We start from the raw sequence: 13621 nt of genomic DNA on the forward strand, positions 1-13621 counted from the left end.
CCGGTTCTCGGGGTGCTCGTGCTGGTCGTGGGCGGTTGTCTGCGGAGTAGATCGTTTGTCAGCGGTTGACTTTGAGATTCGTCAGAACGAGCAGGGCGCGCAGGAGGTGGGTGGCGCGGGCGAGATCAGTGCGGAGCTTGGTGAGAATTCGCCAGTTTTTGAGATGGGCGAAGTCGTGTTCGACGGGTGCGCGTCCGATAGCGAGGACGCGGTTGGCGGTCTTCTGGCTGGGCACAGTCTGCTCCCCACTGACACGCCTTTGGCCCCGCACCGCTCCGTCTCCCGGCCGCGTCGGCGTGCAGCCCTGCGATTCCTGCCACTGCCCAGGGCGGGCAGGGCAGGTCCCGCCCGGCCTGATCAGCGCCACCGGCGAGCGCACGGGACGGCATCCGTCCGTCGGCCGGCGGTTGCCGGGCAGTCACCGGACACGCCAGGCACGAGGTGCACCCCGGAGTCGTCGCCCGGGCCCACGCCGGTCTCGCCGGACTCCGGGCCGACGAACTCCCGGGCCCGTGTACGGCGCCGGTGGAGCCCCCGCTGACGCGGGGCCACATCGCCCTTCCGCTCGGAGCGCCCGCCGGCCACCGCTGGTTTCCGTTCGGACGCTCCCCGGGGGCCGGGCGTCGTCAGAGCTCCTGTTCGGGCCAGTCGAGCAGACGGGCGCCGATGACCGCCGTCTGGAGGGTGTAGCGGTCGACGGGATCAGCCGGGTCGGCACCGGTCAGTCGGTGGATCCGCTCCAGCCGGTAGGTCACCGCCCGCACGCTGAGAGACAGCCGGCGGGCGGCCTCGGCGGCGACGCAGCCGGTGTCGAAGTAGGCCGCGAGGGTGTCGAGGAGCGTCCGCGCGCCGCCGCGGGCCTGCTGGAGCGGCCCGAGGACCGTGTCTACGAGGTCGGCCATGGCCTGCCGGTCGCGGGTGAGCACCGGGTACACCAGGAGGTCCGAGGCATGCAGCACCGGGTCCTCCAGTTGCATGCGGACGGCCAGGTCCAGGGCGTTGAGCGCTTCCTCGTAGGAGTGGACGACTCCGCCGACGCCCGGGTGAGGGCGGCCGATCGCCACCCGGCCGCCATCGGTAGCGGCGTACGCCTGCTTGGCGAAGAAGGACAGGACGTCGCCCTGGTCTCCGGGCGCGATGCAGATCAGCCGGCCGTTCTTCGTGGTCAGCAGGATCCGGCGGTCGCCGAAGCGCACCGCGAGGGACGACTCGACACCGCGGGTGACCGGATAGCCGTCATCGTACGGTTCCGGGCCCTCGGCAACGGCGACCGCGTGCGCGTGGGACAGCAACAGTCCGAAGCGCTCCGCCCGCTCGGCCAGGCGCCCGGGGTCGCTGCGGCCGTGGAGCAGGTCGTCGATGAACTCACGGCGGGCCGCCTCCTGCTGCCGGATCGCGAGCCGCTGCGCCCGTTCGTGGCCTTCCGCGAAGGCGTCCACGGCCTGTTCCACCGCCGCGAGCAAGTGGCCGGCGGCCGGGCCGCGCAGCTCCGCGTGTACGTCCTGAGCGGCGGCGAGGTGGGCGCGGACCATCAGCCGCAGTCCGATGCCGGCTTCCGCGGCCCGCTCTCCCTGGGCCCGCAGCGCTCCCAGCTCGTCCCGGGACAGCCTCCTGCCGGTGGCGCAGGCACCGGCCAGAATCCGGGCATACCCCTCCAGGTACTCCCCGATCGTGTCCCGCTCCGCCATGGCCCCTCCCCGTTCACGACGCGCCGGCGACGCCTTCCCGGCGCGTGGACCAAGCGTGTCACGTGAGCACCGCGGGCCGGTCACCGGCGCCAAGAGCACGTGGGGCCGGCGGGTCGACGGCGATGTCCTCGGCCGTGCCGTCCTCGCCGGCGCGGACCGGCCGGGGCCGGGTACGGACGACGTGCCGTCCTGGGGTTCGTGGTCCCTGGAGGGCGGAACGTCGGATCCGCTGATCTGCCGACCGCGGTCAGGCGGCTCCCGGTGCGACACCCGGGGCGACGGTGCGACGGCTGGACGGCCGGTGCGGCACCTCGGACGGAACGGCGGCCGGAGTCGGCCCTGGCGACAGCACGGCCACCCCCCAGGGCATGGCGGTCCGCTCGTGAGGCGCTCGCGGGCCGAGCGGGAGCAGTCGTGCGTCGAGGGCCGGCCGGGCGCGGTCGCGGTACTCGTCCGGGCGCGCACGGGTAGCGGGGCGCCTTCGGCCGACTGTGGTGGGCGCGGCATCGACGAGACGCGAAGATTGCCGGAAGCAGGCAGTGTTCCGGTACCCGCCGACGTGTGACGATGCGCATCCCGACGAGGGGTGGGCGAGGAGAGGCGGTGCGTGCGGGTGACGTGGTTCCTGGGTCTCGGCATCACGGGGGTCGTCCTCCTCGCCCTGTCGTTCCTCTTGGACGGTGTGATGGAGGGGTTGTTCGACGGGGTCGCCGTCCTGGACGGTCTGCTGTCGCTTCCGGTGATCGCCGGGTTCCTGTCCATGCTGGGTTTCTCCGGGGCGGTCGTCCTGGAGACCTCCGAGCTGGGCACGGTGGGGGCGACGCTGATCGGGGTGCCGGCCGGTGTCGCCACCGGCTGGTTCGCCTATCGCCTCGGCCGGGCACTGGTGCGCGACTCCTCCGGGGCCGCTCCACGCGATGTCGACCTGATCGGCCTGCCGGGCTCGGTGGTCACCCCGATTCCCGCCGACGGTTACGGCGAGGTGCTGGTGCGCCTCGCCGGGCAACCGGTGAAGCTTTCGGCGAAGAGTCCGGCCCCGCTGGCCCGCGGCGCCGAGGTCTGGGTCGAGCAGGCACTGTCGCAGTCGGCGGTGTCCGTACGGCCGGTCGAGCGCTGAACCCTTCCGACCCACCGGTTCCGCCGGTTCCTTCGCACCGTTTCCACGGTCTCCTACATTCACACGCTTGCCTGATGCCGTCCCAGGGGAGGGCAGGGGGGACAAACCATGAGTTCTGTCGTCATCGCAGTGGGTGGAGTCGTCGTACTCCTCGTGCTGATCGCGCTGGTCGTCGTCAGCCGGTACAAAGTGGCCGGCCCGAGTGAGGCGTTCATCGTCACCGGACGGCGCGGCAAGAAGGCCACCGACCCGGAAACCGGCCGTGTCTTCACCGACAACAGCGGGCAGAAGGTCGTCGTCGGCGGCGGCGTGTTCGTCGTGCCGTTCGTGCAGCAGAAGTTCACCCTGGACCTGTCCTCGCGGCACATCCCCGTCGCGGTGCGCGGCGCGGTCACCCTGCGCGGTGTGAAGGCCAACCTGGAAGGCGTGGCCATCGTCAAGGTCGGCGGAACCGAGGACTCCATCCGCGCCGCCGCCCAGCGGTTCCTGATGCAGCAGGACGGCATCGTGGGCTTCACACAGGAAGTACTGTCCGGCGCCCTGCGCGCCATCGTCGGCCGCATGTCCGTCGAGGACATCATCCGCGACCGGGCCGCGTTCGCCGGACAGGTCGCCGAGGAGGCCGAGGCGAGCCTGTCCGGCCAGGGCCTGGTGCTGGACGCCTTCCAGATCCAGGACATCACCACCGAGGGCTCCTACCTGGAGGACCTCGGCCGCCCGGAGGCCGCCCGCGCCAAGCAGGAGGCCGACATCGCCGAAGCCGAGGCGCGTCGTGCCGCGGAGCAGGCCCGGCTGAAGGCGGAGGAGGAGATCGCCGTCGCCCAGCGGACCTTCGCCCTGAAGCAGGCGGAGATCAAGGCCGAGACCGACGAGGCCGCAGCCCGTGCGGCCGCCGCCGGTCCGCTGGCGGAGGCCGCGCGGCAGCAGGAGATCCTCGCCGAGCAGGAGAAGGTCGCCGAGCGGCAGGCCGCGCTGACCGACCGGGAGCTGGACACCAAGGTGCGCAAGCCCGCCGACGCGCAGCGGTACGCGGCCGAACAGGAGGCCGAGGCGAAGCGGGTCGCCCGGGTCAAGCAAGCCGAGGCGGAGCGGTTGGCGGAGATCGCCGCCGCCCAGGCGGAGGCCGAGCGGTCCCGGCTCACGGGCGAGGGCGAGAAGCAGCGTCGGTCCGCATTGGCCGAGGCGGAGGCCATCGAGGGTCTCAAGCAGGGTGAGGCCGAGCGGTCCCGGCGCGGGGCCATCGCCGAGGCGGTCCGGCTGGAGGGTGACGCCGAAGCCGCCGCGATCAGCGCCAAGGGCGCGGCCGAGGCCGCGGCGATGCAGAAGAAGGCCGACGCCTTCGAGCGGTACGGTGACGCGGCCGTGCTGCAGATGCTCATCGAGGTGCTGCCGCAGGTCGTCGCCAAGGCGTCCGAACCGCTGAGCGCCGTCGACAAGATGACCGTCATCTCGACGGACGGGGCGAGCCGGCTGTCGCGCACCGTCGCCGACAACGTCGCCCAGGGCATGGAGCTGCTCAGCTCCACCACCGGGGTGGACCTCGCGGAGCTGCTGAAGGGCATCACCCAACGGGACGGGGCTGCCCACCCCGCGGCCAAGACCGCTCCCGGCTCCAACGGGAAGATCGAAATCGGTTGAGGTCCGCGCGGCCGGCACGAGGACCCGTGCGGGTCCGGCTCGCCGGGTCCGGGCCGGGCAGCGGTACGCCAGGGGTCCGGCCCGCGACAGGGGCCGGGCCGCGGTACGCCAGGGGTCCGGCCCGCGACAGGGGCCGGGCCACGGCCCGGTACCCTCTCGGCGTGACGCAACACCCCCCGCCCGACGGGCGACGGCCCGCGAACGACGGGCGCAAGGCCGCCGCCCGCAACCGTGCCGCTCTCCTCGCCGCCGCCCGGGAGGTCTACGCGGAGTACGGCCTGGAGGCACCGCTCTCCGCGATCGCGCGTCGAGCCGGAGTGGGCCAGGGCGTCCTGTACCGGCACTTTCCCGACCGGGCCGCCGTGGCGACCGCGATCCTGGAGGAGAACGTCCGGCAGGTGGAGCATGCGGCGGCGGCGCGGGGCGCGGACATGGCGCAGGTCCTCGGTGTCCTGACCTGGCACCTGACGGATTCGGCGGCCTTCATCGGAATCCTGCACGCGGACGGGGCGGCCGGCCGCTCCGGGGGCCCCTCGTACGCTTCCGCGCTGTCCGGGCGGGTCGAGCGGGCCCTGCGGGAGCACCTGCCGGACGGCCACCGGCTGGCCGCGGCGCCGGACGACCTCATGGTCGCCGTCGCCATGGTCTCCGGTGCCGTCACCGGCCCCACCCGCGAGGAGCGGGAGAACCGGGCACGGGCGGCATGGCGGCTGCTCGGCGTCGAGGTGGGGCCGGTGCGGCCCTTCGAGGGGTGAAGGACGCCGTCAGCCGCCGTTGGACTGCCGGACGCCTTCCGCCAGCGCGTCGAAGGCGTACAGGTAGCCTCCGGCGGGCCCGCTGACGGTCATGTATGCCTTGGTGCCGCCGGGCGTGATGGCGACGTTGGTGGCGGATTCGAGTCCCTCCGCGGCGCGGGCGGGGACCTCGACGGTCGCCAGACGTTCGCCGTTTTGGTCGTAGACCACCATCGCCGGTCGGCCGTGCAGGGCCTGGTAGAGGTTGCCGTCCGCGTCCACGGCGATCGAGTCCGTCTGGGCGATCCCTCCGTCGACCCGGATGGCGCTGTGCAGGGGAGCCACCCCGGCCTTGCCGCCGAGGCGGAGGTAGGAGACGCGGTTCTGCGTGAGCTCGCTGATCCACAGGCCGCGGTACTCGGTGTCGAACGAGATTCCGTTCGGTGCCTCCAGTCCGTCCGCCAGGACGGTCGCGTCCTTCCCCTCGCGGTCGATCCGCACCACACGCCCGGTCGCCTCGCCCTCGGACATGCCGCGCGAGTCGCTGACGTACAGGTTGCCCTCCCGGTCGAAGGCGAGGTCGTCGGGGTTCATCCGCGCTCCCTCGACCTCCCCGGAGAAGAAGACCCGTGGGTCGCCGCCGTCCGGGGCCAGGCTCACGATGTCGCCGTGGGAGAAGTCGGTCAGGTAGATGCGCCCGTCGTACGGGCTGAACTGGGCCGAGGTGTAGGCGCCGCGGTCGTCGGTGTGGACCTGGCGCGACGTCTTCCTCCTGACGTCGACGCGCAGGACCTTCGGCCCGCCGGGAGGCGCGGTCACGTCGACGACGAGCAGGTTTCCGTCCGCGTCGAAGGTCGGACCTTCCAACAGGGTCATTCCGGTCGCCTCGTGCACCTTCGTGAGCTGCATGACCTCGTGGGCGCGGATGGTCGTGTCCGCGCCGCCGGGGGCCGCCCGGTGCGCGGCGGCGCCCGTGTCGGTGCCGCACCCGGTGAGGGCCAGCAGGCCGATCGCGGCGAGCCCGGCGAGGGGTCGGATCGGGAGTCGTTGCATGGGGTCACTCTTCCTGTCCGAGATGTACGGATGCTGTCTCCGCCTCAACCGGACAACACTGTCCGGTACTTGCTACGGTAGTGCACGCCTACTCAAGTCCGCTGTCTTCGAAGCCGGTTGACGGACACCGCCTTCCCGGCGGCGAACCGGAAGGATCGAGGTCCCCCGCATGACGAACTCCGAAGCGTTGTCCTCCGAGGCGCTCGCCGAGCTGAGGCGGCGCTACCGCCTCGAACGGGAGCGGCGCGTCAGGCCCGACGGCACCCGGCAGTACCTCGCCGCCGACGCCGAGTTCGGCTACTACGCCGCCGATCCGTACGCGGGAGGGACCGTTGAACGCGAGCCGCTGCGGGACGGGGTGGACGTCGCGGTCGTCGGCGGTGGGTTCGGCGGCATTCTCGCGGGCGCGCGGTTGCGTCAGCGGGGCGTCGAGCGGGTCCGCGTCATCGAGAGGGGAGGCGACTTCGGGGGGACCTGGTACTGGAACCGGTACCCCGGCATCCACTGCGACGTCGAGTCGCACGTGTACCTGCCCCTGCTCGACGAGACCGGTTACGTGCCGGAGTGGAAGTACGCTCCCGGCGAGGAGATCCGCCGTCACGCGGTGCGGATCGCGGAGAAGTTCGACCTCTACGCGGACGCCCTGTTCTCCACCTCGGTCACGTCCTTGACCTGGGAGGAGTCCTCGCAGGCGTGGATCGTCACGACCGACCGGGGTGACGAGTTCCGGGCCACCTACGTCGTCACGGCCACCGGCACCCTGTCCGAGCTGAAGCTGCCCGGCATCCCCGGCATCGAGACGTTCGAGGGCCACACCTTCCACACGTCGCGCTGGGACTACGCCTACACGGGCGGCACGCCGGACGGCGGCCTCACCGGCCTCTCGGACAAGCGCGTCGGCGTCGTGGGAACGGGCGCCACCGGCGTCCAGGTCGTCCCGAAGCTGGCCGAGGACGCCGGACACCTCTACGTCTTCCAGCGCACCCCTTCCAGCGTGGACGTGCGCGCCAACCGCCGTACCACCGCCCAGGACGTCGGCGCCGACCACGACGGCTGGGCACGCGAGCGCCGCGACAACTTCCTGCGCATCGTCTCCGGTGAGACCGTCGAAGAGGACCTCGTGGCGGACCAGTGGACCGCGTCGGCCGGCCTCCTGGAGAAACTGCTTCCGAGCTTCCACCGCCGGGGCGACCGGAAGGCCTTTGAAGCGGCGTACGAGGTCGCGGACGCCGCCAAGATGAACGAGATCCGCGCCCGCGTCGAGCGGATCGTCGCCGACCCGGAGACCGTGGAGAAGCTCAAGCCCTGGTACCGGTACGCGTGCAAGCGCCCCACGTTCTCCGACACCTACCTCCAGGCGTTCAACCGGGACAACGTCACGCTGGTCGACACCGCGGACACCCATGGCATCGAGCGGATGACCGAACGCGGCGTCGTGGTCGGCGGCACCGAGTACGCACTCGACTGCCTGATCTTCGCCACCGGGTTCTCCGTCGGGGTCTCCGGCGTCCACTCCGGCAAACTCCCCGTGCACGGCCGCGGCGGCATCCCGCTGCTGCGCGCGTTGCAGGAGCGGGGGCCGCGGACCCTGCACGGCTTCACCAGCAACGGCTTCCCGAACCTGATCCACCTGGGGGCCGCGCAGAGCGCCAGCAGCGTCAACTACACCCACGTGCTCGACGAGCACGCCGTGCACGCCGCGGCCCTCATCGCGGCCGCCGAGGCCGAGGGCGCCGTCATCGAGCCGTCTCCCGAGGCGGAGGACGCCTGGCTCGCGGTCCTGGCCGAGGGCGCCCCCGACCACGCGTGGTTCCACGCCGAGTGCACCCCCGGCTACTACAACGCCGAGGGACGCGGCCGGCCGAACGCGCCGATCGCCTACCCCCACGGCGCGTTCACCTTCCACGAGCTCCTGAAGCGCTGGCGCGAAGAGTCCATGGACGACGTGCTCCGGGCCAGGACACCCGCGCAGCCGTAGGGCGGCGGGACGAGCGCCGGGGGGCCTTGGCCCGGGGGCGTCTCGGAGCGGGGCCCCCACCGCGCCGCCGGTGAGGGCCCCGGGCAGCGCGTGCCGAGGGCCCTCACCGGCGGTGCGGTTCGGAGCCCGGGCGCGGCCGGCCGGGCCCCGGGCCGCTCCCGAGCCCCTGGCCACCCGTCCCCCCTCGCGGCGGACCAGCAGGCCCGCGCCCCGACCGTGTCCGGCCGGGCGCCGCCACCTCCCGGTGCCGCCCCCACGTGCCGTCGGCGCCGGTACGTCGTCACCCGACGGGTCCGGCCCGGCGAGGGCGCTTTCCCCCCCACCACCGGGCGCAGTACGGGGAACGGAGGTGCCGCGCCCGCCCGTGGCGGGGCGGGCGCGCCCGGACGTCGTGTCAGACGGCGGACCAGCCGTCGTCGACGGGGAGGATCGCACCGTTGATGTTGCTCGCGGCCTCCGAGGCGAGGAAGAGGATCACCGCCGCCTGCTCCTCCGGCTGCGACACGCGGCCGAGGTTGACGAAGTGCGGGGCGATCGCCGCGGGTCCGTGCGCGGTCCGGTCCGCTTCCACCGCGATGGCGGTCGCGGTACCGCCCGGGCAGATGGCGTTGGCACGGATGCCGTTCTTGCGGTACATCACGGCCAGCGACTTCGTCAGGCCCACCACACCGTGCTTGGAGGCCGTGTACGCGGCGCCCGCCGCGCTGCCGCGCAGAGCGGCCTCGGAGGCGGTGTTGACGATGGCGCCGCGGCCCGCGGCCAGCATGTGCGGCAGCACGGCGCGGGTGAGCAGGAACGGCGCGGTGAGGTTGACCCGGATGACGCGCTCCCACTCGGCGTCGCCCACGTCGGCCAGGGCCGACATGCTGTCCATGATCCCGGCGTTGTTCACCAGGACGTCCACGCCGCCGAAGCGCTCCACCGCCGTCGCCGCCACCCGGTCCACGACGGCCTGTTCGCCCAGGTCCCCCGTGACGGCCACAGCGGTGCCGCCCGCCTGCCCGATCTCCTCCACGACCGCGTCGGCGGCCTCGGCGTTGAGGTCCGCCACGACGACGCGGTCGCCCTGTGCGGCGAAGGCGAGCGCGGCGGCGCGCCCTATGCCCGATCCCGCTCCGGTGACGATCACGCTGCGTCCGTTCAGGTCGCCGGTCATGAAGTGCTCCGTTCGAAAAGTGCCGACGCGGTGAACCCGTGTCGCACCGCGCCAGCACCCTACCCCCCTTTATGTCTCTGAGTGACATAAAGTCCTGGTGGACAATGGTCGCGGCATCGACCATGGGCGCTGGAGGGACAGATGACCGCACCTCGCGGACGGACGGGGCGGCCACCGCTGACCGAAGAACGCAAGGCCGCCATCCGGCTGGAGATCGCCCGCGCCGCGGTCGACCTGTTCATCGCCCAGGGCGTCGCCGGCACCACGGGCGAGCAGATCGGGCAGGCCGCTGGCGTCTCGGCACGGACCGTGTGGCGCTACTTCCCCACCAAGGAGAGTTGCGTACGTCCGCTGTTCTCGTCCGGCATCGAATCGATCGCCACCGCGCTGCGGCAGTGGCGGCCAGGTCGGCCCCTCCAGGAGGCCTTCGACCACCTGTGGACCACCGACGCGGCCCTGCCCGGACCGGACGTCGGCGCCCTGGTGCGGCTGACCCGGACCGAACCGGGCCTGCGCGCGGTCTGGCTGCAGACCCACGACGAGGCCGAACCCGCCTTCGCCCGCGCCCTCGCCGAGCGGGCCGGCCTGCCCCCCGACGACGTCCGGCCGGCCGTCTGGGCCGCCATGCTCAACGCCGCCCTGCGCGCGGCGGTCGAACACCACGCCCACCGAACGGCCGGGCCGAGCACCGGCCCCGCGGCCGCCCGGGCCGACCTCGCGGCGACCCTGCGCACCGCCCTGGCGGTCGCGGAGGCCGGAATCGCGTGAATCGCGCGGCGTCCGGGCAAGGGGACGTCCGCCGTGCGGCGGGTGAAGGCCACAGGGCCCGTGCGCGCAGCCGGCGCCCGGCGGCAGGCGGACGCCCCTCCGGGAGGCACGTGACGGCCCCGCCGACCACGGTGGCGCGAGAGTGCCTCGCCGCGCGGGAACGCGGGACGGGCGGACACCGCCCGCACCGGCCCGTCGCGCCGTCCGGCCGGGTGCGGGGCGCCCGTTGGAAGGCTTCCCGCACCCGGCCGGGCGGGGTCAGCCGCACCTGCCCGTCGGCCGGGCGCGGGTGACCACGTCGGTGGTGCCCGTCGTCGCGTCCAGCCACACCACCCGGCTGCCGTCGACGGCCGCGGGGTGTGTCTGGCTGCCGCGGTTGCAGGAGACGCGGCCCTTGTGGGTGCCCTGCCCGCCGGGGGTGCCGGCGGCGGCGAACTGGTGCAGCTTGGGGGTCGCCTCGTTGCCGAGGGGGGCGTCGGGGGCGTAGGCGGCGACCGTCACGCTGTCCTCGGACGCGGTCAGGTCGTGGACGCGCAGCGCGCCCCACCCGGCCTCCGGGCCGAGCTCCACCGCGCCGGAACCGTCGAGCGGGGCGCGGAACAAGGCGGTCCCGCCCTGGGCCGCGTCCTGCTCGGCGAGCCAGAAGACATGGGTGCCGTTGAGGGCGGTCGGGCCGTGACCGATGGTGCTCGGAGCCTCGTGGAGCACCGTGGTCGCACCGGTGGCCGCATCGACCACGAGCGTCCTCCACTCGTACGCGGCGCGGGTCGCCAGCGCCACCCTCCGCCACTCCTGGTAGGCGATCCTGCCGTCGCTGACCGAGGGGGAGTACGCCCGGCGGTAGGTGCCTCCGCCGGCGGTCCTGACGTCCGTCGGGTCCTTCAGGCTCAGGTAGGCCACGCCCGAGCGCCCGCCGACGTTCGCGTAGCTGAAGGTGACGACGTCGCCGTCGACGTCCGTCACACTCCCCCCGCTGCGGCCGGCCCACAGCTTCTTCACGGGGCCGCCCGCGAGCGGCCGGGCCAGGATCTCGACGGCGCCCGGGCTGTACGCCTGCCACACCACCGTCGTGCCGTCGGTGGCGGGGTTGACGTGGTAGCGGCCGTCGTTGGGGCTCATCAGCTTGAGCTGCCCCTTGCCGTCGGCGCGGCCGGCCCACACGGAGTACGGCTCCGAGCCGTCCTCGTTCGACTTCGACGCCGCCCACCAGCCGCCGCCCGCTCCCGGGCCCGTGCCGGTCGTGTTGATCCGGTCCAGGAGCGGGTCGGAGTCGATGCCGAGGGCCGACTCCCAGCCGGGCACGATGCCGTGGGCGGTGAAGGCGCGGCGCAGCGCCCTCAGCCGGTCCCCCGTGACCGAGAGGTCCTGGGCGGCGGCGAGCACGGCGGCCCGTCCCTCGGTGAAGCCGTCCAGGGGGGTGAGGTATTCGGTCAGCGCCCTGTAGACGACCTCGTCGGCGAGGTCCGCGCCCAGTTCCTCGCGGGCGTCCCACAGCGCGCCGCCGAAGATGGTGGAGTTCAGGTGGACTCCGCCGTTGTCGTTGAGGAAGTCCAGGCCGAGGAAGGACCCGGTGGTGGTCCGCCCGTCGTTCAGGTCGCGCAGGGCGCACGCGCGGGGGGTCTTCGTGCGGCAGAGCCGCTCGCCGAGGAGGCCGGAGTCGGGGTCCGTCGCCGGGACGCCCAGCACGTCCGTCTCGACGGCGTTGCCGAAGTAGTCGGCGATGGCCTCGTTCAGGGCGCCGGACTGGCCCGCGTAGACGAGGTTCGCCGAGTGCTCGATCACGCCGTGCGTCATCTCGTGGCCGACGACGTCCAGGGCCGCGGACAGCGGCCGGTACTCCGCGTCGCCGGTGCCGTACACCGTCTTCCGCCCGTCCCAGAAGGCGTTGACGTACGGTTCGCCGAACTCGGTGACCCCCACCAGGGAGTCGATGTTCATGCCGCGGCCGTCGAGGCTGTTGCGGCCGTGTTCGTCGCGGTAGTAGTCGTGGACCCGCGCGGCGGCCCAGTGCGCGTCGACGGCGCCCGCCCCGGTGGCCTCGTCGCCGAACTGCGGTGTGGGCGAGGCGAACTCCCGGATCCCCTCGGGCCACCGCCCGCTCACGTCGCCGACGTTCGTGCCGCGGGCGTCCCAAGTCGTCAGGGCGCGCTGATCGTAGTCGTCGTCCGGTATGCGGGTGCGGTCCCGCAGCACGTACAGGCCGCGTCCCTCGTCGTGGGAGACGTCCAGGCCGACGGCCGTGCCGTCGAGGCGGACGCCGCCGCCCGTCTCCCGCGCGGCGGCGGAGCGCCGCCCGGCCGCCTCCGGCGCGGGCCGCCCGGCCGCCTCCGGCGCCCGGAACGTCTTGATGCCGCTGTAGCCGAGGACCGGGTAACCGGCGTGGGCGTCGACGTACACCTCCCGCAGCACGGGCTCGCCGCCGGCGGGGTCGACGCCGCGCACGGTGACGTGCTGGGTGAGGACGCCCGTTCCCCTGGGCAGGACGACCAGGCCGCGGGCGGTGCCCTGCAACGGGGGCAGCTCCTCCTCGCCCTCGCGCGGCGCCGTCGCGAAGTTCTCGGCGCCCAGCTCGTCGAGGACGCGGTCCACGGCCCGTTCGACGGCGAGTTCCTCCCCGACCTCGGCCGTCGTCCCGGTGGTCAGCCCGGTGAAGTACTTGCCGGAGGTGCCGGTGACGATCCGCTCGCCGCCCCTGTTCTCCATGCGGACGACGTACTGGCCGCCCAGGACGGGCACGCCTCCGTGCCGCTGCTGGAGCCGTACGGTCTCCCGGGTCCCCGAGGTGGTCGTCCCGGCGGGCACGAGGTCGCGCCGGACGTGCGCGATGCGGTACCGCCCCTCCTCCGCTTCCAGGTACGCCCGGGCCGCGCCCGCCGCGCTGCCCGAGTCGGGGGCGGGTTCCCGGATGCCCCGGACCAGGGCCGGTGTCCCGGTCCCCTCTCCGGGTACCACCTGTCCCGGGGCGGGCGGTGGCGCCCCCGCCGCGGTGGCGACGTCCGCGGGCACCGCCGAAACGGCGAGTGCGGCGACGCCCGTCAGCGCCGCCGCACTCGCCATGCCCCCCAGCCGCCGTCTGCGGTTGCCCCTGCGGGCCCTGGCCCCTTCGAAGTGACGCACGGTTCCCCACCCCCACGTGTCGCGGTGCCGGTGGCGAAGCGCTCCGGCAGGGGTCATCGAAGCGGTGACGGGCCGTCACTTCAACGGGGAGGAAGCGGCCACCGGCGACTTCCGGCCGACCGCGGGAGGCCGTGGCCGCCCGGTCCGGCGCGGGAGTGCGGGTGCCGGCCTGGCGGGGTGCCGGGGTGCCGGCCCGACTCGGCGGAGTGTCGGGGTGTCGGACTGCCGATCCTGCGGGGCGCCGGGGCCCGGCCCGGCGGGGTGTCGGACTGCCGGCCCACCGGCCGGAAGCACGCGGTCCGGCCGGGCGTGGTCCTTCCGGGCAGGGGGCGGTACGACGAGTACCCGCCAATACCGCCGTCACCGTCCTCC

General features: G+C 73.7%; 10 protein-coding genes. 5 read left to right on the forward strand and 5 right to left on the reverse strand.

Annotation, left to right across the window (positions count from 1 at the left end):
- Positions 1 to 58 precede the first annotated feature (58 nt).
- Both RND61_RS32665 and RND61_RS09425 read right to left on the reverse strand, forming a co-directional pair.
- Entirely contained in the window at positions 59 to 379 is a 321-nt protein-coding gene (locus RND61_RS32665) for a transposase family protein (protein WP_391653158.1), read from the reverse strand.
- Positions 380 to 626: 247 nt separating this feature from the next.
- Positions 627 to 1688, reverse strand: coding sequence for a PucR family transcriptional regulator (locus RND61_RS09425; protein WP_315877376.1), 1062 nt, complete (start codon positions 1686 to 1688; stop codon positions 627 to 629).
- 613 nt (positions 1689 to 2301) lie between these two features.
- Between RND61_RS09425 and RND61_RS09430 the strand changes: the two genes are divergently transcribed.
- The 3 genes from RND61_RS09430 (at position 2302) to RND61_RS09440 (ending at position 5198) form a co-directional block, all read left to right on the forward strand.
- Positions 2302 to 2805, forward strand: a complete 504-nt coding sequence (locus RND61_RS09430) for a hypothetical protein (protein ID WP_315877414.1) — start codon at positions 2302 to 2304, stop codon at positions 2803 to 2805.
- A gap of 108 nt (positions 2806 to 2913) precedes the next feature.
- Positions 2914 to 4443 (forward strand): flotillin family protein, encoded by a 1530-nt coding sequence (locus RND61_RS09435; RefSeq protein ID WP_315877377.1) that lies wholly within the window; start codon positions 2914 to 2916, stop codon positions 4441 to 4443.
- 161 nt (positions 4444 to 4604) lie between these two features.
- Positions 4605 to 5198, forward strand: coding sequence for a helix-turn-helix domain-containing protein (locus tag RND61_RS09440; RefSeq protein WP_315877378.1), 594 nt, complete (start codon positions 4605 to 4607; stop codon positions 5196 to 5198).
- Positions 5199 to 5207: 9 nt separating this feature from the next.
- Here RND61_RS09440 and RND61_RS09445 read toward each other — a convergent pair whose 3' ends face one another.
- Positions 5208 to 6230, reverse strand: coding sequence for an SMP-30/gluconolactonase/LRE family protein (locus RND61_RS09445; protein ID WP_315877379.1), 1023 nt, complete (start codon positions 6228 to 6230; stop codon positions 5208 to 5210).
- 169 nt (positions 6231 to 6399) lie between these two features.
- On the opposite strand from RND61_RS09445, the gene RND61_RS09450 reads away from it, so the two are divergent.
- Complete coding sequence (locus RND61_RS09450; RefSeq protein WP_315877380.1) at positions 6400 to 8208, forward strand: flavin-containing monooxygenase; 1809 nt, start codon at positions 6400 to 6402, stop codon at positions 8206 to 8208.
- Between the two features lie 394 nt (positions 8209 to 8602).
- Here the strand turns inward: RND61_RS09450 and RND61_RS09455 are convergent, their stop codons facing one another.
- Positions 8603 to 9364: an SDR family NAD(P)-dependent oxidoreductase gene (locus tag RND61_RS09455; RefSeq protein ID WP_315877381.1), complete on the reverse strand. Its 762-nt coding sequence runs from the start codon at positions 9362 to 9364 to the stop codon at positions 8603 to 8605.
- A 141-nt stretch (positions 9365 to 9505) separates the two neighbouring features.
- On the opposite strand from RND61_RS09455, the gene RND61_RS09460 reads away from it, so the two are divergent.
- The gene (locus RND61_RS09460; RefSeq protein ID WP_315877382.1) at positions 9506 to 10132 is read left to right on the forward strand and encodes a TetR/AcrR family transcriptional regulator; all 627 of its coding nucleotides are present in this window, start codon (positions 9506 to 9508) and stop codon (positions 10130 to 10132) included.
- 258 nt (positions 10133 to 10390) lie between these two features.
- Here RND61_RS09460 and RND61_RS09465 read toward each other — a convergent pair whose 3' ends face one another.
- Positions 10391 to 13249 carry a M4 family metallopeptidase gene (locus RND61_RS09465; RefSeq protein ID WP_449343274.1) on the reverse strand — a complete coding sequence of 953 codons (2859 nt, stop codon included), beginning with the start codon at positions 13247 to 13249 and terminating at the stop codon, positions 10391 to 10393.
- Positions 13250 to 13621: the final 372 nt, after the last annotated feature.

The sequence above is a fragment of the Streptomyces tamarix genome, assembly GCF_032423885.1.
GTDB lineage: Bacteria > Actinomycetota > Actinomycetes > Streptomycetales > Streptomycetaceae > Streptomyces > Streptomyces tamarix.